We start from the raw sequence: 24,387 nt of genomic DNA, 5'->3' as shown, positions 1-24,387 counted from the left end.
CATGGTAGAATCTCCTGATGCGCTGCGTTCGCACGCATATAAGGCATGCGCTGCACACGCAGCGCGCAGCGTACGTCGGCTACGCGCCACGCCGGCGCATCTCGCGCGGCCGGCGGGCGAGTTCCGCGAAATCGCCGCGCGCACTGCCGTGTCGCCGCTGCAAAGTTCAAGACACGGATAATGGATCAATTCGCCAAAGAGACTCTGCCAATCTCCCTCGAGGAGGAAATGCGCCGTTCGTATCTCGATTACGCGATGAGCGTGATCGTCGGGCGCGCGCTTCCCGATGTCCGCGATGGCTTGAAGCCGGTGCATCGTCGGGCACTCTACTCGATGCACGAGCTGAACAACGACTGGAACCGCGCGTACAAGAAGTCCGCGCGTATCGTCGGCGACGTCATCGGTAAATACCATCCTCACGGCGACGCGTCCGTCTACGAGACGATCGTGCGCATGGCGCAGCCGTTCTCGCTGCGCTACATGCTGGTGGACGGCCAGGGGAATTTCGGTTCGGTCGACGGCGACAACGCCGCGGCAATGCGTTACACCGAAATCCGCATGGCGAAGATCGGCCACGAATTGCTGGCCGACATCGACAAGGAAACCGTCGACTTCGGCCCGAACTACGACGGCAGCGAAAACGAGCCGCTCGTTCTCCCCGCGCGCATTCCCAATCTGCTGATCAATGGCTCGGCCGGCATCGCGGTCGGCATGGCGACCAATATTCCGCCGCACAATCTGCGCGAAATCGTCGACGCCTGTCTGCATCTGTTGAATACGCCCGAGGCCACCGTCGACGAACTCATCGAGATCGTGCCGGCGCCCGATTTCCCGACGGCCGGCATCATCTACGGCGTCGCGGGTGTGCGCGACGGCTACCGCACCGGGCGCGGGCGCGTCGTGATGCGCGCGGCCACGCACTTCGAAGAGATCGATCGCGGCCAGCGCATGGCGATCATCGTCGACGAGATTCCTTATCAGGTGAACAAGCGCACGCTGCTCGAGCGCATCGCCGAGCTCGTCAACGAGAAGAAGCTGGAAGGCATTTCCGATATCCGCGACGAGTCCGACAAGTCGGGCATGCGCGTCGTGATCGAGCTGAAGCGCGGGGAAGTGCCGGAAGTCATTCTGAACAACCTGTACAAGCAGACGCAGCTTCAGGACACGTTCGGCATGAATCTGGTCGCGCTCGTCGACGGCCAGCCGAAGCTGCTGAATCTGAAGGAAATGCTCGAGTGCTTCCTGTCGCATCGACGGGAAGTGCTGACGCGGCGCACTGTATACGAACTGCGCAAGGCGCGCGATCGCGGGCACGTGCTCGAGGGTCTCGCCGTCGCGCTCGCGAACATCGACGAATTCATCGCGATCATCAAGGCCGCGCCGACGCCGCCGATCGCGAAGCAGGAACTGATGGCGCGTCCGTGGGATTCGTCGCTCGTGCGCGAAATGCTCACGCGCACCGAAACCGAGGCTTCGGGCGGCCGGGCGGCGTATCGTCCGGAAGGCCTGAATCCGGCGTACGGTCTGCAGGATGACGGTCTGTACAAGTTGTCGGACGTCCAGGCGCAGGAAATCCTGCAGATGCGTCTGCAACGCCTGACCGGTCTCGAGCAGGACAAGATCGTCGGTGAGTATCGCGAGGTGATGGCGCAGATCGCCGACCTGCTCGACATCCTCGCGCGGCCGGAGCGGATCCGCCAGATCATCGTCGAAGAGCTGGGCCAGATCCGCGCCGAGTTCGGCGACGACCGTCGCTCGCGCATCGAGATGAACGCGACGGAGCTCAATACCGAAGACCTGATCACGCCGACGGACATGGTCGTAACCATGTCGCACTCGGGTTACGTTAAGTCGCAGCCGCTTTCCGAATATCGTGCGCAGAAGCGCGGCGGGCGCGGCAAGCAGGCGACGCAAATGAAGGAAGACGACTGGATCGACACGCTCTTCATCGCGAACACGCACGATCACATGTTGTGCTTCTCGAACCGCGGCCGCGTGTACTGGATCAAGGTGTACGAAGTGCCGCAGGGCTCGCGCAACTCGCGCGGCCGCCCGATCGTCAACATGTTCCCGTTGCAGGACGGCGAGAAGATCAACGTCGTGCTGCCGATCAAGGAATTCTCGGCCGACAAGTACGTCTTCATGACGACGGCGCTCGGTACCGTCAAGAAAACGCCGCTCGAGGCATTCAGCCGTCCGATGAAGAAGGGCATCATCGCGGTCGGTCTGGATGATGGCGACTACCTCATCGGCGCGGCGATCACCGATGGCGAGCACGACGTCATGCTGTTCTCCGACGCGGGCAAGGCCGTGCGTTTCGACGAGAACGACGTGCGCGCGATGGGTCGCGAGGCACGCGGCGTGCGCGGCATGCAACTGGAAGACGGGCAGCAGGTCATCGCGATGCTGGTCGCGGGCGACGAGAATCAGTCGGTGCTGACGGCCACCGAGAACGGCTACGGCAAGCGCACGCCGATCAACGAGTACACGCGTCACGGCCGCGGCACGAAGGGTATGATCGCGATCCAGACATCGGAGCGTAACGGCCGGGTCGTCGCGGCGACACTCGTCGAGCCGGAGAGCGAGATCATGCTGATCACGACCTCGGGCGTGCTCATCCGCACGCGGGTTTCGGAAATTCGCGAAATGGGCCGCGCAACCCAAGGTGTTACACTCATCAGCCTTGACGAGGGAACGAAGTTGTCGGGACTGCAGCATATCGCCGAAGCGGAAGCCGAGGCCGAACTCGAAGCAGACTCCAACTCGGAAGATGCGGCAGCCAAGCCTGGCGACACGGAGAACGGTGAAGGCGGAGAAAGCGCCTGATATTTTTTGTGTCGATGTCTCTCGTTATCGCTTTTGAAAGCTCGGATTAGTTAAGCTGCGCGACGTGAGTTGATTGCCGGGCCCAGTCAGGGCCGGTGTCGGAAAGACAGGCAAGGACTCGTCGCCAGGGCTGAACTGGATATTTTTTACAGGGAGTAATGATGCAAGGACGTTTCAAGCAGTGGATGTTGCTGGCCGCTTTCGTGCCGACTTTCGCGATGGCTCAGTCGCTTCAGAATCAGGCGCCCGCACAGTCGGCCGCACCGGCGGCCGCAGCAGCACCGGTTGATCCGGCCAAGCAAGCCGCGATCAAGGACCTGCTCGACGCGATCGACGCGCAGAAGCTGGTCGGTGCGATCGGTAACAGCGCGCAGATGCAATCGAAGCAACTCGTGCCGGCGATCCTCTCGGACGCGCTGTCCGAGAACAAGACGTTGAACGACAAGCAGAAGCAAGCCGCCGTTCCGACGCTGCAGAAGAACGCAGTGCCGAAGCTGGTCGATTCCGCTGGCCAGGTCTTCGCGACCGACGCATTCCGCAAGGACGCGATGCAGGCTCAGTACGACGCGTACGCGAAGTACTACTCGACGGACGAGATCAAGGATCTGACCAACTTCTACAAGAGCGCGACCGGCCGCAAGTTTATTCAGGTCCAGGACCAGGTTGGCCGCGACGTCGTCAACGGTCTGATGCAGAAGTACATGCCGCAAGCCATCAAGGCGACGCGCACGCAAGCTGACCAGGAAGTGGCGAGCGTCAAGCCGAGCGCGAAGTAAGCTCGGTGACGTCGGCCTGACGGAGATCCGCTGACGGGGCTCGCCGCCCCGCGCATTGGCGGGTTTTCAGGACAGTGCGATAATGGCTGTTTGCGCGCGAGCGCAAGCAGCCATTTCTTTTTCGGGCGCGAAATCGCGGCTATCGTTGCGTCAGCCGTTCATTTGCGCCTGCCAAGTCGGAATTCCGGGATCTCCAGATGCGCGTGTTCAATTTCTCCGCCGGCCCAGCCGCCATGCCAGAAGAAGTTCTGAGGCAAGCAGCCGATGAAATGCTCGACTGGCAAGGCAGCGGCATGAGCGTGATGGAAATGAGCCACCGCGGCGCGGAGTTCATGTCGATTCACGAAGCGGCGCTCACCGATCTGCGCGAGCTGCTCAACGTGCCTGCATCGCATCGCATTCTGTTCCTGCAAGGCGGCGGCATCGGCGAAAACGCGATCGTGCCGATGAACCTGCTCGGCACGAAGCAAACCGCCGACTTCGTCGTGACCGGTTCCTGGTCGACGAAGTCATTCAAGGAAGCGCAGAAGTACGGCACGCCGCATCTCGCGGCGAGCGGCAAGACCGAACAAGGCTTTACGCGCGTGCCGGCCTTCAACGAGTGGAAGCTGTCGGACGACCCGGCCTACGTGCATCTGTGCAGCAACGAAACCATCGACGGCGTCGAAGCCTTCGAGATTCCCGATCTCGGCGATATCCCGCTCGTCGCGGACGCGTCCTCGCACATCCTGTCGCGCCCGATGGACATCGCCAAGTACGGCGTGCTCTTCGGCGGCGCGCAGAAGAACATCGGCATGGCCGGCGTGACGGTCGTGATCGTGCGCGAGGATCTGCTCGACCGGGCGCTGCCGATCTGTCCGTCGGCGTTCGAGTGGAAGATCGTCGCCGAGAACAACTCGATGTACAACACGCCGCCCACCTACGCGATCTATATTGCCGGGCTCGTCTTCAAGTGGCTGAAGAAGCAGGGCGGGCTCTCGGCGATCGAGGCGCGCAACGTCGAGAAGGCGAAGCTGCTCTACGACACCATCGATTCCAGCGATTTCTACGTCAACAAGGTCGAGCGTCAGAACCGTTCGCGCATGAACGTCCCGTTCTTCCTCGCCGACGAATCGCGCAATACCGATTTCCTGGCCGGCGCGAAAGCGCGCGGGCTGTTGCAACTGAAGGGCCACAAGTCCGTCGGCGGCATGCGGGCATCGATCTACAACGCGGTGCCGATCGAGGGAGTCAAAGCTCTCGTCGATTACATGAAGGAATTCGAGCGCACGGGCGCTTAACGGCGACGACGCTCACTCAACCGCACAAGCTCAAGCACCGCATGGACGACGATCTCAATTCAAGACTCAAACCGCTGCGCGAGCGCATCGATACGCTCGACGCGCAGCTCATCGCGCTGCTGAATCAGCGCGCTTCTGTTGCGCTGGAAGTCGGCGAGGTGAAGAAGCATTTCAATGCGCCCGTGTTTCGTCCGGAGCGCGAGATGCAGGTCATCGCGCGTCTGCAGGAAATGAGCGAAGGACCGCTTGCCGACGAGCACATCGCGTCGATCTGGCGCGAGATCATGGCCGCGAGCCGCGCGCTCGAACAGACCATCAGCGCGGCGTTCCTCGGGCCCGTCGGCACGTACAGCGAACAGGCGATGTTCGAATACTTCGGACATTCGATTCAGGGCGTGCCGTGCCCATCGATCGACGAAGTGTTCCGCGCGGTCGAGGCGGGCGCGGCGCAATACGGCGTCGTGCCGGTCGAGAATTCGGCGGAAGGCGCGGTGTCGCGCACGCAAGACCTGCTGCTGCAGACGTCGCTCCTGATCGGCGGCGAACTCGCGTTGCCGATTCATCACAATCTGCTGACCGCGTCCGGCACGCTCGACGGCGTGAAGCGCGTCTACGCGCATCCGCAAGCGCTCGCGCAGTGCCAGCGCTGGCTTTCCGCGAACGCGCCGCACCTGGAGCGGCAAGCGGTGTCGAGCAATGCGGAAGCCGCGCGCATGGCGCTCGAGGATCCGACGGTCGCGGCCATCGCCGGCGATCGCGCCGCGACGCATTACGGCCTCGGCGTCGTGTTCTCGATGATTCAGGACGATCCGCACAATCGCACGCGCTTCGTGATCGTCGGCAAGCAGCCGACGGAATCGAGCGGCCACGATCAGACCTCGCTCATCGTCACCGTGAAGAACGAATCCGGGGCGGTGTTCAAGCTGCTGGAGCCGCTCGCGAAGCACGGCGTTTCAATGACGCGCTTCGAATCGCGCCCCGCGCGCTCGGGCACGTGGGAGTACTACTTTTATATCGACATCGAAGGTCATCGCGACGATGCCGCCGTGGCCGCCGCGCTCGACGAACTCGGGCGCAAGTCCGCGTTCCTGAAGATCCTCGGTTCGTATCCGCGGGCGCGCTGATCTGACTCTTCGCCGCTGCGAGCGTTTCGCGGCGGCTCGTTTCATCCCGCGTCGGACGACGCGCTTTTATCGAAGTCCCGTGGCTGCGTTCTCTTTTAACAAACTGGTAATTTTCGGTGTCGGCCTGATCGGCGGATCGCTCGCGCGCGCGTTGCGTGAGCGCTCAGGGCTCGCGGGCCGTGTCGTCGGCGTAGGGCGGTCGGCCGCGTCGGTCGCGCGCGCGCTCGAACTCGGCGTGATCGACGAAGCCGCCGCGCTCGACGACGACCGCGCGCTGGCAAGCGCGCTCGAAGGCGCGGACGTGGTGCTGCTCGCCGCGCCCGTCGCGCAGACCGAGCCGTTGCTCGCGCGCATCGCGCCGTTTCTCGACGCTCGCACCGTCGTCACCGACGCTGGCAGCACGAAAACCGACGTCGTCGCGGCGGCGAGGCGCGCGCTCGATGCGCGCGTCGTGCAGTTCGTGCCGGGCCATCCGATCGCCGGGCGCGAATCGAGCGGCGTGGATGCTGCGTTGCCCGATCTTTACGTCGATCGCAATGTCGTGCTGTGCCCGTTGCCCGAGAACACGCCGGCCGACGTCGAGCGCATCGCGTCGATGTGGCGCGCGACCGGCGCGTGCGTGCGCCAGATGAGCGAGGCGCAGCACGATCGCGTGTTCGCGTCGGTGAGCCATTTGCCTCACGTGTTGTCGTTCGCGCTCGTCGACCAGATACTCGATACGCCCGATGCCGATCTGAAATTTTCGTTCGCCGCCGGCGGTTTCCGCGATTTCACTCGCATCGCGGCATCGAGCCCGGAAATGTGGCGCGATATCTGTCTCGCGAATCGCGCCGCGTTGCTCGCCGAACTCGACGATTACACGGCCGTGCTCGCACGTTTTCGCGCGGCGATCGACGCATCGGATGGCGCCGCGCTCGAAGCGGCGTTCGCGCGCTCGCGCGTCGCGCGCAAGGAATGGCAGGAACGCGGCGGCATCAAGGCATCCGGCGACATCGCCGCCAAGTAAGCCGCGAAATAAGCTGTGACCCAAGGACACACTATGGAACATCTCGATCTCGGACCTTTCTCCCGCGCGTCCGGCACCGTGCGCTTGCCCGGCTCGAAAAGCATTTCGAACCGCGTGCTGCTGCTCGCCGCCCTGTCGCGCGGCGAGACGTCGATTACCAATTTGCTCGATTCCGACGACACGCGCGTGATGATCGCCGCGCTCAAAAACCTCGGCGTCGACGTACGTGAAGACGGCGAGCGCGTGATCGTCGGCGGGACGGGCGGCGCGTTTCCGTCGAAATCGGCGGAACTGTTTCTCGGCAACGCGGGCACGGCCGTGCGCCCGCTAACCGCGGCGCTGGCGGTGAACGGCGGCGAGTATCGCGTGCACGGCGTGCCGCGCATGCACGAGCGGCCCATCGGCGATCTCGTCGACGGGCTGCGCCAGATCGGCGCGAAGATCGACTACGAGCTCGACGATGGCTTCCCGCCGCTGAAAATCCACGCCGCGCGGATCGCCATCGACCGTCCGATCCGTGTGCGCGGCGACGTGTCGAGCCAGTTTCTCACCGCGCTCCTGATGAGCCTGCCGGTCGTCGACGGCCGCAACGGGCCCGTTACGATCGAGATCGAAGGCGAACTCATCTCGAAGCCCTACATCGAAATCACGATTCGTTTGATGGAGCGCTTCGGCGTGACCGTCGAGCGCGACGGCTGGGCGCGCTTCACCGTTCCCGCCGGCGTGAGCTACGCCTCGCCCGGCGCGATCATGGTCGAAGGCGATGCGTCGTCGGCGTCGTATTTTCTGGCGGCGGGCGCGATCGGTCACGGACCGGTGCGCGTGGAAGGCGTCGGGCGTTCGAGCATTCAAGGCGATGTCGGCTTCGCGGATGCGTTGAATCGCATGGGCGCGAACGTGATGATGGGTGAGGACTGGATCGAAGTCCGTGGCGTCGAATCGGACGATGGCAAGCTCGCGCCCATCGACATGGACTTCAATCTGATTCCCGATGCCGCGATGACGATCGCCGTGGCCGCGCTGTTCGCGAGCGGCACGACGACGCTGCGCAATATCGCGAGCTGGCGCGTGAAGGAAACCGACCGCATCGCCGCGATGGCGACGGAGTTGCGCAAGGTCGGCGCGACGGTGGAAGAGGGCGCGGACTATCTCGTCGTCACGCCGCCGGCGAAATTGACGCCGAACGCCGCAATCGACACCTACGACGATCACCGCATGGCGATGTGCTTCTCGCTCGTGAGTCTCGGCGGCGTGCCGGTGCGCATCAACGATCCGAAATGCGTGAACAAGACTTTTCCGGACTACTTCGAGCGTTTTTCGACGCTCGTCAAAGCGTAATCGGAGCGCTGTACCGTGAAACGCGATGAATTCGACTTCCATGACCGTAATAACGGGCCAGAACGGCCAGACTCAATGAAACCGACCCGTCCATTCGACCCCACTCCAGTGATCACCATCGACGGGCCGACGGCGTCGGGCAAGGGCACGGTCGCGGCGATCGTCGCGGCGACGCTCGGCTTTCACCTGCTCGACAGCGGCGCGCTGTATCGGCTCGCCGCGCTGGCGAGCATTCGCTACGAAGTCGAAAAGGACGACGCGGCCGGTCTTGCAAAGCTGGTCGAAGCGCTCCATATCACGTTCCGCGAAGGTTGCGCGCAGCTCGACGGCGTGGACGTTTCGGGCGCAATCCGGCAGGAGGAGGTCGGCAACCGCGCCTCCGCGATCGCCGTGCATTCCGAAGTGCGCCAGGCGCTCGTCGCGCGCCAGCGGGCCTTTCGCAAGCGCCCCGGGCTCGTCGCCGACGGTCGCGACATGGGCACCGTCATCTTCCCGGACGCCACGCTGAAGGTATTTTTGACCGCGAGCGCTGAGGCACGCGCGGCGAGACGGTATAAGCAATTGATGCAAAAAGGTTTTTCTGCTAATATGGATGACTTGCTGCGAGATTTGCGTGCGCGCGACGACCGGGACATGAACCGGAGAACCGCGCCGCTCAAGCCCGCGGCAGATGCGAAGACGCTGGACACCTCCGGTTTGTCGATCGACCAAGCGGTCGAACAGATCATCGGCTGGTACAGCGAAGTTCGCGTGTAGTGCGGTAGAAGCAAGGTGCTCCGTCGAGTGGCGGGGCGTGTGTTAAACCCTTTAACCCCGTACGGTTTCGCGCATTCCGGGTTCACCCCCGAGGTCCAATCCGGGACCATCGCGCCAGACTGTGCAAATTCAGATTTTTATGTCCGACCTGCAAACCTCCACCCCGAATACCGAATCCTTTGCGGCTCTGTTCGAAGAGTCGCTGACCAAGCAGGACATGCGCGCTGGCGAAGTGATCTCCGCCGAAGTCGTGCGCGTCGACCACAACTTCGTGGTCGTCAATGCTGGTCTCAAGTCCGAAGCCTATATTCCGCTCGAAGAATTCCTGAACGACGCGGGTGAAGTGGAAGTGCAGGCGGGCGACTTCGTTTCCGTCGCGATCGACGCGCTGGAAAACGGCTATGGCGACACCATTCTGTCGCGCGACAAGGCGAAGCGTCTGGCTTCGTGGCTGTCGCTGGAAAAGGCGCTGGACAACAACGAACTCGTGACCGGCACGATCACGGGCAAGGTCAAGGGCGGCATGACCGTGATGGTCAACGGCATCCGCGCGTTCCTGCCGGGTTCGCTCGTCGACACGCGTCCGGTCAAGGACACGACGCCGTACGAAGGCAAGACGCTCGAATTCCGCGTCATCAAGCTCGATCGCAAGCGTAACAACGTGGTGCTGTCGCGCCGCGCGGTGATCGAAGCGACGCAGGGCGAAGAGCGCGCGAAGCTGCTCGAGACGCTGAAGGAAGGCGCGATCGTCGAAGGCGTGGTCAAGAACATCACCGACTACGGCGCGTTCGTGGACCTCGGCGGCATCGACGGCCTGCTGCACATCACCGACATCGCATGGCGTCGCGTGCGTCACCCGAGCGAAGTTCTCTCGGTTGGCCAGGAAGTCACCGCCAAGATCCTCAAGTTCGATCAAGAGAAGAACCGCGTCTCGCTCGGCATCAAGCAACTCGGCGACGATCCGTGGGAAGGCATCTCGCGTCGTTACCCGTCGGGCACGCGCCTGTTCGGCAAGGTCACGAACATCACCGACTACGGCGCATTCGTCGAAGTGGAATCGGGCATCGAAGGCCTCGTCCACGTGTCGGAAATGGACTGGACCAACAAGAACGTTGCGCCGTCGAAGGTTGTTCAGCTGGGCGACGAAGTCGAAGTCATGGTTCTCGAAATCGACGAAGACCGCCGCCGTATCTCCCTCGGCATGAAGCAGTGCAAGCCGAATCCGTGGGATGACTTCAGCCGCAACTTCAAGAAGGGCGACAAGATCAGCGGCGCCATCAAGTCGATCACCGACTTCGGCGTGTTCATCGGTCTGCCGGGCGGCATCGACGGTCTGGTTCACCTGTCGGATCTGTCGTGGTCGGAAACGGGCGAAGAAGCCGTTCGCAAGTACAAGAAGGGCGACGAAGTCGAAGCCGTGGTTCTGGGCATCGACGTCGAGAAGGAGCGCATTTCGCTCGGCATCAAGCAGCTCGAAGGCGATCCGTTCAGCAACTTCGTCGCGATCAACGACAAGGGCGCCATCGTCGACGGCACCGTGAAGTCGGTGGACGCGAAGGGTGCGGTCATCACGCTGACGGCTGACGTCGAAGGCTACCTGCGTGCTTCGGAAATCGCGCAAGACCGCGTGGAAGATGCGCGCAATGTGCTGAAGGAAGGCGAGAAGGTCAACGCGATGATCATCAACATCGATCGCAAGTCGCGTGGCATCAACCTGTCGATCAAGGCGAAGGATTCGGCCGAACAGCAGGAAGCCATGCGCAGCCTGCAGGGCGACTCGAACGCCGCCGCGACCGGCACGACCAACCTCGGCGCGCTGCTCAAGGCCAAGCTCGACGGCCAGAACAGCTAAGCCCTCAACGGCAAGCTGAAGTATGACCAAATCGGAATTGGTCGCCCAGCTGGCGGCGCGGTTTCCGCAACTTGTCCTCAAGGATGCGGATTTCGCGGTAAAGACGATGCTCGATGCGATGTCGGAGGCTCTGGCCAACGGTCACCGCATCGAGATTCGCGGCTTCGGCAGTTTCGGGCTCAATCGTCGTCCGTCGCGCGTCGGGCGCAATCCCAAGTCGGGGGAGAAGGTGCTGGTGCCGGAGAAATTCGTGCCGCACTTCAAGCCGGGCAAGGAATTGCGCGAACGCGTCGACGGCCGTGCGGGCGAGCCTCTGAAGGCGTCGAATGACGACGATGCGGACGAGCTCTGATCGGTGCGCATCACCGGAGTTGTCGATCCGCGCGACTTTCGCCACGAGGCAATCGACCAGAAAAGCACCCTTCGGGGTGCTTTTTTTATGCGCGGCGTTTTCTGATCGACGGGATGACGCGACGGGTGCGTCGTTTGCTTGAATGCGTGCGGCGAACCGGTGACTGCCGGCGCTCGGGAGCATCAATTACAATACCGGTCACTTTGACCTGGGTGTTCAACCGCGCAGGCCTTGCCGAAAAGGACGGGCCGTCTGGTGCAACCGCTCTTGCGAGACCCTACATGAAATTCATCGTCTGGCTGATCCGCGTTCTGGTATTCGTGTTGTTGCTGGTGCTGGCGCTCGCCAATACCCAGTCCGCGACGCTGAACTTTCTCGCAGGCTATGCCTGGCAGGCGCCGCTGATTCTCATCGGACTCGCGTTTTTCGTCGTGGGACTATTGGCGGGGCTCGTGTCCGCAGTCCCGGCGATGGTGCGTTCGCGCATGGAAAACGGGCGGCTGAAGCGCGAATTGCGCGCAGCACGCGAGACGCCGGTGGTCAAGGAAGAGCCGCCGATGCCGCCGCTCATCTGAAGCGACGCGCAAGCAGACACCTAACATTCAACGACTAATCGCATGGATCTAGACTTCTGGTGGCTGCTCGTCATCCCCGTCGCCTTCGCGCTGGGGTGGATCGCATCCCGCTATGACCTGAAAACGCTGCTGTCCGAAAATGCGAACCTGCCGCGCTCGTACTTTCGCGGCCTCAATTTTCTGCTGAACGAACAACACGACAAGGCGATCGACGCGTTCATCGAAGTCGCCAAGCTCGATCCCGAAACCATCGAACTGCACTTTGCGCTCGGCAATCTGTTTCGACGCCGTGGCGAGACCGACCGCGCCATTCGCGTGCATCAGAATCTGTTGAGCCGCGCCGACTTGCCGATCGCCGAACGCGATCACGCGCTCTACGAACTCGGGCAGGACTTTCTGAAGGCGGGCCTACTCGATCGCGCGGAGGAAACGTTCAAGTCGCTGAACGCGGGCGAATATTCGCTCGGCGCGCAGCGCGCGCTGCTGACCATCTACGAAATCGAGAAGGACTGGCCCAAGTCGATCACGACCGCCGAGCAGATCGAAAAGATGGGTGCGCCCTCGCTGCATATGGAAATCGCGCATTTTCATTGCGAGCTCGCGCAGGAAGCGTTGCAGCGCAAGAATCCCGATGGCGCGCGCGCCGAATTGCAGCTCGCGCTGGCGTCGAATCCGGACAACGTGCGCGCGACGATCCTCGCGGGCGATGTCGAGGCGGCCGACGGCAATGTCGACGCCGCGATCGCGCACTGGAAGCGTGTCGAGGAGCAAAACGAGGCGTATCTGCCGCTGGTCGCCGAGAAGTTGATGAAGGCGTACGGCGCGCTCGGGCGCAAGGACGAGGGCGTCGATCTGTTGATCGATTACGCGACCCGCTATCCGTCGAATGATTTGCTCGATGTCGCCTACAAGCACGTTCAGGAGTTGCGCGGTCTGGATGCCGCGCACGAACTCGCGCGCAAGCAGATGCAGAGCGCGCCGAACCTCGCGGGCATGACGCGCCTGCTCGAAGCGCAAGAGGCGACGGCCGAGGAACCGCGCCGCGGCGAGCTCGAACTGATGCGTAATTTGGTGAAACAACGCACTAAGAATTTGCCGCGTTATACATGTCAAACTTGCGGCTTCCGCGCGCGTCTATTTTATTGGCAATGCCCCGGCTGCAGTGGCTGGGAGACGTACGCGCCGCGGCGGGTCGAACCCATCACGACCTCCGCTTGAGTCCGCGCGGCAAGCATGACATCGGGCGGCGCGCAGGTGCGCCGTGTCCGCCACCCGCATTTCAGGGACAACCGGAAAGCGTATGAAAGTAACCATCGTCGGCACGGGTTATGTCGGTCTTGTGACCGGCGCGTGTCTTGCCGAAATCGGCAATGACGTGTTTTGCGTGGACGTCGATCCGCGCAAGATCGAGATTCTCAACAACGGCGGCGTGCCGATTCACGAGCCGGGCCTTCAGGAAATGCTGAGGCGTACGCGCGCGGCGGGCCGCATCCAGTTTTCCACCGACGTGAAAGCGAGCGTCGAGCACGGGGATATTCAGTTCATCGCGGTCGGCACGCCGCCCGACGAAGACGGGTCCGCCGATCTGCAATACGTGCTCGCCGCCGCCCGCAACATCGGCAAATATTCGAACGGCTTCAAGGTGATCGTCGATAAGTCGACGGTGCCGGTCGGCACGGCGCTGCAGGTGAAGCGCGTTGTCGACGAAGAGTTGAAGGCGCGCGGGCTCGACGGCTCGGAGAATTACGGCTTCTCGGTCGTATCGAATCCGGAGTTTCTGAAGGAAGGCGCGGCCGTCGACGATTTCATGCGCCCGGATCGTATCGTGATCGGCATCGACGACGACGACGCGGGCAACCTCGCGCGCGAGAAGATGAAGCGGCTCTACACGCCGTTCAACCGCAATCACGAGCGCACGCTGTACATGGACGTGCGCTCGGCGGAATTCACGAAGTACGCCGCCAACGCGATGCTCGCGACGCGTATCTCGTTCATGAACGATCTGTCGAATCTCGCGGATACCGTCGGCGCCGATATCGAATCGGTGCGGCGCGGGATCGGCTCGGATCCGCGCATCGGCTATCACTTCCTGTATGCGGGCTGCGGTTACGGCGGCTCGTGCTTCCCGAAGGACGTGCAGGCGCTCGCGCAGACGGCGCGCGAGAACGGTCACACGCTGCGCGTGCTCGAAGCGGTCGAAGCCGTGAACCGCGATCAGAAGGACGTGCTCGTCAACAAGATCGTCAAGCGCATGGGCGAGGACCTGCGCGGGCGCACCTTCGCCGTGTGGGGGCTCGCATTCAAGCCCAACACCGACGACATGCGCGAGGCGTCGAGCCGGCGCATCATCGAGGCGCTGCTAAAGCGCGGGGCCACCGTGCGCGGCTATGATCCCGTCGCGCGCGACGAGGCAGAGCGCGTGTTCGCGCTCGATCTCGCGGATCGCTCCGACGACCTGAAGCGCCTGCACTTGGTGAAGACGCAGCAGGACGCGCTGACGGGAGCGGATGCGCTCGTCATCGTGACCGAGTGGAAGGAATTCAAGAGCCCGGATTTCTGGCACTTGAAGAGCGCGCTGAAGACGCCGGTGATCTTCGATGGCCGCAATCTGTACGAACCGGAAGCGATGGCCGAAATGGGCATCGACTACTTCGCAATAGGACGTCCCCATGTCGAACTCGACCGCCCCGGCAGCAGCAAATAAGGCCGATATTCCCGTCGTGCCGCTTGCGCGCATCTCGGCGGCGCGTGTGCTGGTGGTCGGCGACGTGATGCTCGACCGCTACTGGTTCGGCGACGTCAACCGCATTTCGCCCGAGGCGCCCGTTCCGGTCGTGCACGTGCAGAAGAAGGAAGACCGCCTCGGCGGCGCCGCCAACGTCGCGCGTAATGCGGCGGCGCTCGGTGCGCAGGCGGGCCTGCTCTGCGTGGTCGGTCATGACGAGCCGGGCGAGCGCGTCGTGGAGTTGCTCGGCGAGAGCAAGGTGGCGGCGTATCTCGAGCGCGACCCCGAGCTTCTCACGACCATCAAGCTGCGCGTACTCTCGCGTCAGCAGCAACTGCTGCGCGTCGATTTCGAAAACACGCCGAATCATGAAGTGCTGCGCGCGTGTCTCGCGCGCTTCGCCGAAATCCTGCCGCAGCACGACGTGATCCTCATGTCCGATTACGCGAAGGGCGGCCTGACGCACGTCACGCAGATGATCGCCGATGCGAAGCGCGCCGGAAAGCCGGTGCTCGTCGATCCGAAGGGCGACGACTGGGATCGTTATCGCGGCGCCACGCTCATCACGCCGAATCGCGCCGAACTGCGCGAAGTGATCGGCCAATGGAAATCCGAGGAAGACCTGCAAGAGCGCGTGACGAAGCTGCGCGCCGATCTCGATCTCTCAGCGCTCCTGCTCACGCGCTCGGAAGAAGGCATGACGCTCTTCACCGAGAACCGGGTGCTGCACACCTCGGCCGAAGCACGCGAAGTGTATGATGTCTCGGGTGCCGGCGACACCGTCATCGCCACGGTCGCGACCATGCTGGGCGCGGGCGTGCCGCTCGTCGACTCGATCGTCTATGCGAACCGCGCGGCGGGCATCGTCGTGGGCAAGCTCGGTACGGCGACCGTCGACTACAACGAACTCTTCGCCTGATCCTTTCTGATACTTCGCCATGACCATCATCGTTACCGGTGCTGCCGGATTCATCGGCAGCAATATCGTCAAGGCGCTCAACGAGCGTGGCGAGCACCGCGTGATCGCGGTCGACAACCTCACGCGCGCCGACAAGTTCAAGAATCTCGTCGATTGCGAGATCGACGATTACCTCGATAAAACCGAGTTCGTCGAGCGCTTCAAGCGCGGCGATTTCGGCCGCGTGCGCGCGGTCTTTCATGAAGGCGCCTGTTCGGACACGATGGAAACCGACGGCCGCTACATGATGGACAACAACTTCCGCTACAGCCGCGACGTGATGGACGCGTGCCTCGCGCAGAACGTGCAGTTTCTGTATGCATCGTCGGCGGCGACTTACGGTGGATCGAGCCGGTTCGTCGAAGAGCGCGAAGTCGAAAAACCGCTCAACGTCTACGGTTATTCGAAGTTCCTCTTCGACCAGATCGTGCGGCAGGTGCTGCCAAAGGCGCAGAGCCAGATCGTCGGCTTTCGCTACTTCAACGTGTACGGCCCGCGCGAGACGCACAAGGGGCGCATGGCCTCGGTCGCGTTCCACAACTTCAACCAGTTCCGCTCGGAAGGCAAGGTCAAGCTCTTCGGCGAATACAACGGCTATGCGGCGGGTGAGCAGACGCGCGACTTCATTTCGGTCGACGACGTCGTGAAGGTGAACCTGTTCTTCTTCGATCATCCGGAGAAGTCCGGCATCTTCAATCTCGGCACAGGGCGCGCGCAGCCGTTCAACGACATCGCGTCGACGGTCGTGAACTCGTTGCGCGCGCAGAACGGCGAAGCGGCGCTGTCGCTCGCTGAACTCGTGCAGCGCGGGCTCATCGAGTACGTGCAGTTCCCGGACGCACTGCGCGGCAAGTACCAATGCTTCACGCAGGCGGACCAGTCGAAGCTGCGCGCGGCGGGTTACGACGCGTCGTTCCTGACGGTTCAGGAAGGCGTCGATCGCTACGTGCGTTGGCTATTCGGCCAGCTATAAACGCGCGTCGAGCCTCTCTAAACTGGGTCTCACGGTCGGCGCTGGTGCCGGCCGGTTCCTCACGGAGACTCAGTCATGTTCAAGCAAGCACTCTCTTCGATCGCCGCGCTCGCGCTGATTTTTTCCATCGGCAGCGCGTGGGCGGCCGTCGACGTCAATACCGCGAACTCCGACGCGTTGCGCGGCATCAAGGGCATCGGTCCGGCGAAGGCGAAAGCCATTCTCGACGAACGTCAGGCGCATGGCCCCTTCAAGGACGCCAACGATCTCAGCACGCGCGTGAAAGGCATGGGCGGCAAGACCGTTCAACGTCTCGAAGCGGAAGGGCTGACCATCGGCGCAACGACCAGGACTGCGGCAGTCGCGGCACCGCCCGGCGGGACGAACTCGGCCGTCGCGACGCCAGTGTCGGCGTCGACGTCGGCCAAGCCGGTCGTCGTCAAGAAATAGCGCAAGACCCAATGCGCGTCTTGGTGCATGGCGCACCGGCGATCTCCTTCAGCCTTCGGATGTCTTGGGCTCCCCGCGGAGAGGCTCGCCGCGGGGTTTTTGCACGAAGGGACGGCGTGCTCGCACGACCATGGATCCGTCGCACGGCTTGCGGCCGCGGCCGGCAATCCATCCGCGCATCAGGGGCGCGCGGGCATCGGCAGAACCGGTGGGCTACAATCGACGAATCCCTATATCGAAATCCTCGCGGTGCGGCGAATCGCCCGCGGGGAATGGAATCGGCTCCGCATATGGCTTACATGACTATCGAAGACACGGTCGGGAATACGCCGCTCGTGCAACTCGTCCGCATCGTGGACGATGAAATCCGCAGCCGCAACAACGTCGTGCTGGGCAAGCTCGAAGGCAACAATCCGGCGGGCTCGGTCAAGGATCGGCCGGCTCTGTCGATGATCAGGAAGGCTGAGGAGCGCGGCCGCATCAAGCCGGGCGATACGCTGATCGAGGCGACGAGCGGCAACACCGGCATCGCGCTCGCGATGGCCGCCGCAATGCGCGGCTACAAGATGGTATTGCTGATGCCGGAAGATCTGTCGATCGAACGCCGGCAGAGCATGGCCGCGTACGGCGCGGAAATCGTGCTGACGCCGGTGACGGGCGGCATGGAATACGCGCGCGATCTCGCCGATCAGATGCAGCGCGATGGCAAGGGCATCATCCTCGATCAGTTCGCCAATCCCGACAACCCGCTCGCGCACTACGAAGGCACCGGCCCGGAGCTGTGGCGCCAGACCGAGGGACGCCTCACGCACTTCGTTTCGTCGATGGGCACGACCGGGACCATCATGGGCGTGTCGAAGTATCTGAAGGAGCAGAACCAGAAGATCGAGATCATCGGCGCGCAGCCGGAAGAAGGCTCGCGCATTCCGGGCATCCGCAAGTGGCCGGAGGCGTATCTGCCGAAGATCTTCGATCGCAGCCGCGTGGATCGCGTGGAGAATGTGAGCCAGGCAGCGTCCGAAGCGATGGCGCGGCGCCTCGCATCGGTAGAAGGCATTTTCGCGGGCATCTCGTCGGGCGGCGCGTGCGAAGTCGCGCTGCGCATCGCGCGTCAGGTGGAGAACGCGACCATCGTGTTCATCGTCTGCGATCGCGGCGATCGTTATCTGTCGACGGGCGTGTTTCCGGCTTGATGCCGCGATTCTCGCTCGCGCAATGAAAAGACCCCGGCGCGCCGGGGTCTTTTACATCAGAAGTCAACGCGAAGTCACTGCGAGTTCGCGCCCGTGTCGCCAGCCACCATGCGCGCCTTCACGGCCTCGCCCAACTGATACACCGCGAGCGCATAGAAGAAGCTGCGGTTGTAGCGGGTGAGCACATAGAAGTTCTTTAGTCCGAGCGTGTATTCGGTCGTGCGGCCGGGCGTCGGCAGATCGACGACAGTGAGCGGCGTCGGTGCTTCGGCGTCGATATTCAAACGCGGCTCGTTGAGCAGCATGCCCGCTTTCGTCAGTTGCGCGAGCGACCATTTCGGTTCCGGCGCGCCGTCGGCGGCCGCCTGAGCGATGCCCTGACTGCCGACATCGCCGGCAATGCGCCACACGACCGGACGTCCCGGCTCCCAGCCGTTCTGCTTCAGATAGTTCGCCACGCTGCCGATCGCGTCCGCCGGGCTGGTGCGCAGATCGATGTGGCTGTTGCCGTCGTAGTCGACTGCATATTGCACGATGCTGCTGGGCAGGAACTGCGGAATGCCGATCGCGCCGGTGTACGAACCGAGCACCGTCGTCGGGTCGATCTGCGAATCGCGCGTCCATACGAGCAGATCTTCGAGATTCTTGCGGAAAGTCGCCATGCGCTCGGTGCGGTTCGGCGTGTTCGGGTAATCGAACGTGAGCGTGGTCAGCGCGTCGAGCGCGCGGAAGTTGCCCATGTACTTCCCGTAGATCGTCTCCACGCCGATGATGCCGACGATCACCTCCGGCGGCACGCCGAACTGCTCGGATGCGCGTTGCAGCGTCGCCTGATTCGCGCGCCAGAACTTCACGCCCGCATTGATACGCACCGGCTCGATGAAACGCGCCTGATACGCGCGCCAGTTCTTGGCTTGCGGCGTAGGCGACGGAAGCACCAGCTTCGCCGCCGTTGCCGAGTAACTCACGCGGGCGAACAGATCGTGCAGCGCGGACGAATCGAAGTCGTAGCGCGCGACCATGTCGTTGATGAACGCATCGACATTCGGATTGTTCGCGTAGCGCTGCGGCACGATCTCTTCTTCGAACACCTGCCCTTGCGGCGTCGCGGCCTGCGGCTGCTGCGACTGCGCAAAGGCGCTGCTGCCGCAGAGAAAGCCGAGCGCGCAAATGAGAGAGGCAATGAGTGCGCGCTTTGCCGGCCTGGATGGAGCCGTGAAGTCGAACGGAGCAAACTGGAAAGTCATAGTGTGCGTGGTGGGGGCGGTTGGGGCGATACCAGATGCGCGAGTGGCCAAAACGCCTGTGAAGTTGCATCGATCTGCAACGATTCTCAACGGAACGCAACTGCCTGCAACGTGCCGCGCGCAAACGCTCGGCCGGCAAGGCGTCGGGGCAGTATAACCGACGCTTCGCGCCTATACCGGCCATGTGTCCGGGCGAGGGCGAACGCGTCGAACGGTGTGGTAACTTAACGTCAATTGCGCGACGCGTGGTCGCGTATGACGAAAAAACACGAGACGAGAGCCGACGAAAGCGGCATTGCGAGACATCATGGCCACCGGCTTTTACTCCCACCCCGACTGCCTCCAGCATGACAATGGCCAATGGCATCCCGAATGTCCGGCGCGCCTGCAGGCGATCGAAGATCAGCTGATCGCGAGCCGGATCGATTCGCTCATCGAGCGCGAGGAAGCGCCGCTCGCTGAGGAAACCGACCTCGCGCGCGTGCATACGCAGGCGCACATCGATTACATCAAGAGCCGCACGCCGGAATCGGGCCGAAGCGAGCTCGACCCCGATACGTCGATGTGTCCCGAGTCCTATCGGGCTGCGTTGCGCGCTGCGGGCGCGGCGATCGCGGCCACCGATGCCGTCATCGAAGGGCGCTACGACAACGCGTTCTGCAGCGTGCGGCCGCCGGGCCATCACGCGGAGCCTGCGCGCGCGATGGGCTTCTGCCTCTTCAACAACGTCGCGATCGCCGCGCGCCATGCGCTCGAGGTGCACGGCCTGCAGCGCGTCGCGATCGTCGATTTCGACGTGCATCACGGCAACGGCACCGAAGCCGCGTTCAGCGGCGATTCGCGCGTGCTGATGTGCAGCTTCTTCCAGCATCCGTTCTATCCGTTCAGCGGCGCCGACAATCATGCGTCGAACATGGTCAACGTGCCGCTGCCCGCGCGCACGAAGGGCATGCAGGTGCGCGAGGTCGTCGACATGCTGTGGCTGCCGCGCCTCGAAGAATTCAAGCCGCAGATGATCTTCGTGTCGGCGGGCTTCGATGCGCATCGCGAAGACGACATGGCCAACATGGGCCTCGTCGAGGACGATTATGCGTGGATCACCGAGCAGATCCGCGCGGTGGCCAAACGCCACGCGCAAGGGCGCATCGTGAGTTGTCTCGAAGGCGGCTACAACCTGTCGGCGCTCGGCCGCAGTGTCGTCGCGCATTTGCGGGTGCTGGCGGAAATCTAGCCGGACGCGTGCGTGCGCGCGTAGTCGGCGCGCACCAGCGTCCAGTCGATCAGTTCCCGGATCACGCGGTCGCGATCGAGATCGTTGAGCGTTTCATGAGCGCTGCCTTCGTGGATCGCGAGGGTGCTGTCGGTCGATCCCGTGTTCGCTTCGAACTCGCGGCTGCCAGCGGGATCGCAGATCGCGTCGGCGCTGCCGTGAAAAACCAAGAGCGGCAGCGTGATCTCGCCGCGCTTCGCCGTCACGCGCTCCATCCCGGCGAGAATCTGCGCGGCGGTGCGTGCAGGGACGCTTCCGTGCAGCACGAGCGGATCGCGCCTGTACGCCTCGACGACGCCCGGCGCGCGCGACAACAGCGCCGGGTCGATGCCGAACGCGGCGACGCGCGGCGCGACCGTTCCCACGATGCGGCTCAGCCTCGCTTTCCAGCGCGGCGTGCCCGCGCCGATCTTCAACGCCGGACTCGACAGGATCAGTCCGGCTAGCTTTCTCTCCGGCGCGCGCTCGGCGGCGTAAAGCGCCGCGACCGTGCCGCCCATGCTGTGGCCCATCAGAAAAAGCGGCGTGGCTACGGGCGGTGTGGCCGCGCACGCTTCGAGCAGGACATCGGTGTCACGCAGATAGTCGGTGAAGACGCGTACCCACGCCCGGTCGCCCGACGATTTCCCATGCCCGCGCAGATCGACGGCGATCAACTCGATGCCCGCGGCGTTCAACGCGATGGCGAGCGCGTCATAGCGTCCCGCGTGCTCGCCGAGACCGTGAACGAGCGCAATGCGCGCCTTCAGTTCGACTTCCGGCGCAGGTTGCCACCGATGCAGGAACAGTTCGACGCCATGTCGCGTTGTGACGGCGCTCGTCGAATAAATATTGCGTGACATGAGTGGTTAAATATCTCTACGTTATTAGGCGATCGGAAATCATTATTAAACAGAATGTAGCTCGTCCTGTAAAATTCGGGCGACGGTACTAAACAGCTAAGAACGAGCGGCGGCCGGCTGCGCGGGTGCGTTTCACCTGGCGAGCCTTCCGCCGCTTGCATTTTCATGATCGAAATACGCAATCTCTCGCAGCGCTTCGCGGGGCCCCGAGGCTGGGTCGAAGCGCTGCACAACGTCAATCTGACGATCCCCGCCGGCGAAGTGTTCGGCATCATCGGGCGCAGCGGGGCGGGCAAGAGCACGCTGGTGCGCACCATCAATCTGCTGACGCGGCCGAGCGAAGGCAACGTGATCGTCGACGGAAACGATCTCACGACGCTCGGCACCGACGATCTGCGCGCCGCGCGCCGCGACATCGGCATGATCTTTCAGCACTTCAATCTGCTCAGCTCGCGCACCGTGTATGGCAATGTCGCGCTGCCGCTCGAACTCGCCGGCAAGAAGCGCGCGGAGATCGAAGCGGCCGTGCTGCCGTTGCTCGAACTCGTCGGCCTGACGCAGCACAAGGACAAGTATCCCGCGCAGATCAGCGGCGGGCAGAAGCAACGCGTGGGCATCGCGCGGGCGCTCGCGAGCAGGCCGAAGGTGCTGCTTTCCGATGAAGCCACGTCCGCGCTCGATCCCGAAACCACGCGCGCGATTCTCGATCTGCTGCGCAAGATCAATCGCGAGCTCGGCCTCACGATCGTGCTCATCACGCATCAGATGGAAGTGATCAAACAGGTCTGCGACCGCGTCGCGGTGCTCGACGCGGGGCGCGTGGTGGAAGAGGGCAAGGTCGTCGATGTCTTCATGCAGCCGCATCACGAAGTCACGCGCGCGCTGATCGGCGATGTGATCGCGCACGAGTTGCCGCCCGCACTGAAGGCGCGCGTCACCGAGCGCCTGAAGACCGGCAGCGGCCATTTGCTGCGCCTCGCGTTCACGGGTTCGGGCGTCGATCAGCCGATTCTCTCCGAGACGATCCGCCGCTACGAGCTCGATTTCAACATCCTGCATGGCCAGATCGACGAGATTCAGGGGCAGGCGTTCGGCTCGCTCGCGGTGCTGGCCGGCGGTCAGCCGTTGAAGATCGCCGAGGCGATCGATTATTTGCGCGCGCAAGGCGTCGTGGTGGAGGAGTTGTCCCATGTTGAGTGAAATGTTCGACATGTTCGTGCAGTCGTTCTGGGAAACGCTGATCATGGTCGGCATCTCGGGGCTCGTCGGCGCGGCCGTGGGTCTGCCGCTCGGCGTGCTGCTCTATCTGACCGATCGCGACGGCGTCCTGCAGAACATCGGCGTGAATCGCGTGCTCGGCGGCGTCGTCAACGCGGTGCGCTCGACGCCGTTCATCATTCTTCTCGTTGCGGTGATTCCGTTCACGCGGCTCGTCGTCGGCTCGTCGATCGGCACGGCGGCCGCGGTCGTGCCGCTGACCATCGCCGCCGCGCCGTTCATCGCGCGGCTCGTCGAGACCGCGCTGCGCGAAGTGGATCGCGGTCTCATCGAAGCCGCGCAGGCGATGGGCGCGACCACCCGTCAGATCGTCTTCAAGGTGCTGTTGCCTGAATCGCTGCCGGGCGTCGTCGCGGGGTTGACGATCACCTTCGTGTCGCTCGTCGGCTATTCGGCGATGGCGGGCGCGATCGGCGGCGGCGGTCTCGGCGATCTCGGCATTCGCTACGGTTATCAACGCTTCCTGCCCGAAGTGATGATTACCGTCGTCGTGATTCTCATCGTGTTCGTGCAACTCGTGCAGTCGTTCGGCGACTGGCTCGTTCGTCGTCTCAGTCACAAATAACCACTCAAGAAACCATGCAACGTCGATTCATTCTGAAGTTCGCCGCCGCGCTGTTGAGCGCAACGCTGTTCAACGGAGCGGCGCACGCCGAGGACGCCATCAAGATGGGCGTGACCGGCGGCCCGCACGCGCAGATCATGGACGTGGTGAAGCAGGTCGCCGCGAAGAACGGGCTGAAGATCACAGTGGTCGAGTTCTCCGATTACGTGCAGCCGAACGCCGCGCTCGCCGCCGGCGATCTCGATGCGAACAGCTATCAGCATCTGCCTTATCTGGATGCGCAGGTGAAGGATCGCGGCTACAAGCTCATCAAGATCGCCGATACGGTGACTTTCCCGATGGGCATCTATTCGAAGAAGCTGAAGTCGTTGTCGGCGCTCGGCAACGGCGCGCGCATCGCGGTGCCGAACGATCCGACCAACGGCGGTCGCGCATTGCTGCTGCTGCAAAAGCAAGGCCTCATCAAGTTGCGCGCGGATGCGGGCCTGAAAGCGACGCCGCTCGATATCGTCGAGAATCCGAAGAAGCTGAAGATCGTCGAACTCGACGCGGCGCAGATTCCGCGTTCGCTCGATGACGTCGATGCCGCCGCCATCAACACGAATTTCGCAATGGAAGCGGGGCTCAAGCCGAAGTCGGACGCGATCGCGATCGAAGATCCGCGCGGCCCTTACGTGAACATCATCGCGATCCGCGCGGCCGACAAGGACAAGCCGTGGGTCGCGAAGCTGATCGCGGCGTATCACTCGCCGGAAGTGAAGCAGTTCATCGAAGGCAAATACGCAGGCGCAGTGATCACGGCCTGGTAAGCGTTTTCAGCAGTGCCGTTCGGGTTTTTGTGGATATAAATAGAACGATCGTTCGATAAAATATCGTCACTACTTACTGCACAACCAGCCGACCCCACCCGCTTTTGGAGGGGCGTGCCGACGCGTCGCTCGTATAATGACGCTGGGTTGACGTAATCGTAACTTTGGAGCGTGTGCATGAAAATTCTGGTG

At 63.1% G+C, this 24,387-nt stretch carries 22 protein-coding genes; 20 read left to right on the top strand and 2 right to left on the bottom strand.

The annotated features are described in order from the left end of the window. The first annotated feature begins 180 nt into the window (after window positions 1-180). The 16 genes from gyrA to cysM all read left to right on the top strand — a co-directional run bounded on the left by gyrA (window position 181) and on the right by cysM (window position 18,184). Complete coding sequence (gyrA, locus tag U4Y90_RS30305; RefSeq protein WP_321800178.1) at window positions 181-2,826, top strand: DNA gyrase subunit A; 2,646 nt, start codon at window positions 181-183, stop codon at window positions 2,824-2,826. A gap of 161 nt (window positions 2,827-2,987) precedes the next feature. Continuing rightward, window positions 2,988-3,602 carry a DUF2059 domain-containing protein gene (locus U4Y90_RS30300; RefSeq protein WP_321800263.1) on the top strand — a complete coding sequence of 205 codons (615 nt, stop codon included), beginning with the start codon at window positions 2,988-2,990 and terminating at the stop codon, window positions 3,600-3,602. A 197-nt stretch (window positions 3,603-3,799) separates the two neighbouring features. Beyond that, on the top strand, window positions 3,800-4,882 hold the full coding sequence (gene serC, locus U4Y90_RS30295; RefSeq protein WP_321800176.1) for a 3-phosphoserine/phosphohydroxythreonine transaminase: 1,083 nt from the start codon (window positions 3,800-3,802) through the stop codon (window positions 4,880-4,882). A 41-nt stretch (window positions 4,883-4,923) separates the two neighbouring features. Continuing rightward, a complete protein-coding gene (gene pheA / locus U4Y90_RS30290) occupies window positions 4,924-6,006 on the top strand; it encodes a prephenate dehydratase (RefSeq protein WP_321800175.1) in 1,083 nt (360 codons plus the stop codon). Between the two features lie 79 nt (window positions 6,007-6,085). Then, window positions 6,086-7,012 (top strand): prephenate dehydrogenase, encoded by a 927-nt coding sequence (locus U4Y90_RS30285; RefSeq protein ID WP_321800174.1) that lies wholly within the window; start codon window positions 6,086-6,088, stop codon window positions 7,010-7,012. Window positions 7,013-7,045: 33 nt separating this feature from the next. Continuing rightward, the gene (gene aroA, locus U4Y90_RS30280) at window positions 7,046-8,350 is read left to right on the top strand and encodes a 3-phosphoshikimate 1-carboxyvinyltransferase (RefSeq protein WP_321800173.1); all 1,305 of its coding nucleotides are present in this window, start codon (window positions 7,046-7,048) and stop codon (window positions 8,348-8,350) included. A 75-nt stretch (window positions 8,351-8,425) separates the two neighbouring features. Beyond that, window positions 8,426-9,106, top strand: a complete 681-nt coding sequence (gene cmk / locus U4Y90_RS30275) for a (d)CMP kinase (RefSeq protein WP_321800261.1) — start codon at window positions 8,426-8,428, stop codon at window positions 9,104-9,106. Between the two features lie 121 nt (window positions 9,107-9,227). Next, window positions 9,228-10,958: a 30S ribosomal protein S1 gene (rpsA, locus tag U4Y90_RS30270; RefSeq protein ID WP_321800171.1), complete on the top strand. Its 1,731-nt coding sequence runs from the start codon at window positions 9,228-9,230 to the stop codon at window positions 10,956-10,958. 22 nt (window positions 10,959-10,980) lie between these two features. Then, window positions 10,981-11,310 carry an integration host factor subunit beta gene (locus U4Y90_RS30265; protein WP_321800169.1) on the top strand — a complete coding sequence of 110 codons (330 nt, stop codon included), beginning with the start codon at window positions 10,981-10,983 and terminating at the stop codon, window positions 11,308-11,310. A 281-nt stretch (window positions 11,311-11,591) separates the two neighbouring features. Beyond that, the gene (locus U4Y90_RS30260; protein ID WP_321800168.1) at window positions 11,592-11,885 is read left to right on the top strand and encodes a LapA family protein; all 294 of its coding nucleotides are present in this window, start codon (window positions 11,592-11,594) and stop codon (window positions 11,883-11,885) included. A gap of 42 nt (window positions 11,886-11,927) precedes the next feature. After that, window positions 11,928-13,103, top strand: a complete 1,176-nt coding sequence (gene lapB / locus U4Y90_RS30255) for a lipopolysaccharide assembly protein LapB (protein ID WP_321800167.1) — start codon at window positions 11,928-11,930, stop codon at window positions 13,101-13,103. Between the two features lie 82 nt (window positions 13,104-13,185). Continuing rightward, window positions 13,186-14,589: a UDP-glucose/GDP-mannose dehydrogenase family protein gene (locus tag U4Y90_RS30250; protein WP_321800166.1), complete on the top strand. Its 1,404-nt coding sequence runs from the start codon at window positions 13,186-13,188 to the stop codon at window positions 14,587-14,589. Further along, window positions 14,555-15,529 carry a D-glycero-beta-D-manno-heptose-7-phosphate kinase gene (gene rfaE1, locus U4Y90_RS30245; RefSeq protein WP_321800165.1) on the top strand — a complete coding sequence of 325 codons (975 nt, stop codon included), beginning with the start codon at window positions 14,555-14,557 and terminating at the stop codon, window positions 15,527-15,529. The genes U4Y90_RS30250 and rfaE1 overlap by 35 nt, the downstream gene beginning before the upstream one ends. Before the next feature lie 19 nt (window positions 15,530-15,548). Beyond that, entirely contained in the window at window positions 15,549-16,541 is a 993-nt protein-coding gene (gene rfaD, locus U4Y90_RS30240) for an ADP-glyceromanno-heptose 6-epimerase (protein WP_321800163.1), read from the top strand. 75 nt (window positions 16,542-16,616) lie between these two features. Then, on the top strand, window positions 16,617-16,991 hold the full coding sequence (locus U4Y90_RS30235) for a helix-hairpin-helix domain-containing protein (protein WP_321800161.1): 375 nt from the start codon (window positions 16,617-16,619) through the stop codon (window positions 16,989-16,991). Between the two features lie 290 nt (window positions 16,992-17,281). Then, window positions 17,282-18,184 (top strand): cysteine synthase CysM, encoded by a 903-nt coding sequence (gene cysM, locus U4Y90_RS30230; protein ID WP_321800159.1) that lies wholly within the window; start codon window positions 17,282-17,284, stop codon window positions 18,182-18,184. Between the two features lie 74 nt (window positions 18,185-18,258). Here the strand turns inward: cysM and mltB are convergent, their stop codons facing one another. Further along, entirely contained in the window at window positions 18,259-19,431 is a 1,173-nt protein-coding gene (gene mltB, locus U4Y90_RS30225; RefSeq protein ID WP_321800157.1) for a lytic murein transglycosylase B, read from the bottom strand. A 307-nt stretch (window positions 19,432-19,738) separates the two neighbouring features. Between mltB and U4Y90_RS30220 the strand changes: the two genes are divergently transcribed. Beyond that, window positions 19,739-20,662: a histone deacetylase family protein gene (locus U4Y90_RS30220; RefSeq protein WP_321800155.1), complete on the top strand. Its 924-nt coding sequence runs from the start codon at window positions 19,739-19,741 to the stop codon at window positions 20,660-20,662. Here U4Y90_RS30220 and U4Y90_RS30215 read toward each other — a convergent pair. Then, window positions 20,659-21,543: an alpha/beta hydrolase gene (locus U4Y90_RS30215; RefSeq protein WP_321800153.1), complete on the bottom strand. Its 885-nt coding sequence runs from the start codon at window positions 21,541-21,543 to the stop codon at window positions 20,659-20,661. The genes U4Y90_RS30220 and U4Y90_RS30215 overlap by 4 nt on opposite strands. A gap of 165 nt (window positions 21,544-21,708) precedes the next feature. On the opposite strand from U4Y90_RS30215, the gene U4Y90_RS30210 reads away from it, so the two are divergent. Genes U4Y90_RS30210 through U4Y90_RS30200 form a run of 3 tightly spaced genes read left to right on the top strand, consistent with a single transcriptional unit; the run spans window position 21,709 to window position 24,195 of the window. Then, window positions 21,709-22,743: a methionine ABC transporter ATP-binding protein gene (locus U4Y90_RS30210; RefSeq protein WP_321800151.1), complete on the top strand. Its 1,035-nt coding sequence runs from the start codon at window positions 21,709-21,711 to the stop codon at window positions 22,741-22,743. Continuing rightward, window positions 22,733-23,386 carry a methionine ABC transporter permease gene (locus tag U4Y90_RS30205; protein WP_061120486.1) on the top strand — a complete coding sequence of 218 codons (654 nt, stop codon included), beginning with the start codon at window positions 22,733-22,735 and terminating at the stop codon, window positions 23,384-23,386. Before U4Y90_RS30210 ends, U4Y90_RS30205 begins: the two co-directional genes overlap by 11 nt. Before the next feature lie 14 nt (window positions 23,387-23,400). Further along, window positions 23,401-24,195 carry a MetQ/NlpA family ABC transporter substrate-binding protein gene (locus U4Y90_RS30200; RefSeq protein ID WP_321800149.1) on the top strand — a complete coding sequence of 265 codons (795 nt, stop codon included), beginning with the start codon at window positions 23,401-23,403 and terminating at the stop codon, window positions 24,193-24,195. The last annotated feature ends 192 nt before the right edge of the window (window positions 24,196-24,387 follow it).

It is taken from the genome of Caballeronia sp. J97, assembly GCF_905220305.1.
GTDB lineage: Bacteria > Pseudomonadota > Gammaproteobacteria > Burkholderiales > Burkholderiaceae > Caballeronia.
This window is presented reverse-complemented; position numbering and strand designations above follow the sequence as displayed.

Excerpts from the sequence above, each read along its gene's own strand:
- gyrA (WP_321800178.1), top strand. The coding sequence starts at position 181 with ATGGATCAATTCGCCAAAGAGACTCTGCCAATCTCCCTCGAGGAGGAA.
- U4Y90_RS30300 (WP_321800263.1), top strand. The coding sequence starts at position 2,988 with ATGCAAGGACGTTTCAAGCAGTGGATGTTGCTGGCCGCTTTCGTGCCG.
- serC (WP_321800176.1), top strand. The coding sequence starts at position 3,800 with ATGCGCGTGTTCAATTTCTCCGCCGGCCCAGCCGCCATGCCAGAAGAA.
- pheA (WP_321800175.1), top strand. The coding sequence starts at position 4,924 with ATGGACGACGATCTCAATTCAAGACTCAAACCGCTGCGCGAGCGCATC.
- aroA (WP_321800173.1), top strand. The coding sequence starts at position 7,046 with ATGGAACATCTCGATCTCGGACCTTTCTCCCGCGCGTCCGGCACCGTG.
- cmk (WP_321800261.1), top strand. The coding sequence starts at position 8,426 with ATGAAACCGACCCGTCCATTCGACCCCACTCCAGTGATCACCATCGAC.
- U4Y90_RS30265 (WP_321800169.1), top strand. The coding sequence starts at position 10,981 with ATGACCAAATCGGAATTGGTCGCCCAGCTGGCGGCGCGGTTTCCGCAA.
- U4Y90_RS30260 (WP_321800168.1), top strand. The coding sequence starts at position 11,592 with ATGAAATTCATCGTCTGGCTGATCCGCGTTCTGGTATTCGTGTTGTTG.
- lapB (WP_321800167.1), top strand. The coding sequence starts at position 11,928 with ATGGATCTAGACTTCTGGTGGCTGCTCGTCATCCCCGTCGCCTTCGCG.
- U4Y90_RS30250 (WP_321800166.1), top strand. The coding sequence starts at position 13,186 with ATGAAAGTAACCATCGTCGGCACGGGTTATGTCGGTCTTGTGACCGGC.
- rfaE1 (WP_321800165.1), top strand. The coding sequence starts at position 14,555 with ATGTCGAACTCGACCGCCCCGGCAGCAGCAAATAAGGCCGATATTCCC.
- rfaD (WP_321800163.1), top strand. The coding sequence starts at position 15,549 with ATGACCATCATCGTTACCGGTGCTGCCGGATTCATCGGCAGCAATATC.
- U4Y90_RS30235 (WP_321800161.1), top strand. The coding sequence starts at position 16,617 with ATGTTCAAGCAAGCACTCTCTTCGATCGCCGCGCTCGCGCTGATTTTT.
- cysM (WP_321800159.1), top strand. The coding sequence starts at position 17,282 with ATGGCTTACATGACTATCGAAGACACGGTCGGGAATACGCCGCTCGTG.
- mltB (WP_321800157.1), bottom strand. The coding sequence starts at position 19,431 with ATGACTTTCCAGTTTGCTCCGTTCGACTTCACGGCTCCATCCAGGCCG.
- U4Y90_RS30220 (WP_321800155.1), top strand. The coding sequence starts at position 19,739 with ATGGCCACCGGCTTTTACTCCCACCCCGACTGCCTCCAGCATGACAAT.
- U4Y90_RS30215 (WP_321800153.1), bottom strand. The coding sequence starts at position 21,543 with ATGTCACGCAATATTTATTCGACGAGCGCCGTCACAACGCGACATGGC.
- U4Y90_RS30210 (WP_321800151.1), top strand. The coding sequence starts at position 21,709 with ATGATCGAAATACGCAATCTCTCGCAGCGCTTCGCGGGGCCCCGAGGC.
- U4Y90_RS30205 (WP_061120486.1), top strand. The coding sequence starts at position 22,733 with ATGTTGAGTGAAATGTTCGACATGTTCGTGCAGTCGTTCTGGGAAACG.
- U4Y90_RS30200 (WP_321800149.1), top strand. The coding sequence starts at position 23,401 with ATGCAACGTCGATTCATTCTGAAGTTCGCCGCCGCGCTGTTGAGCGCA.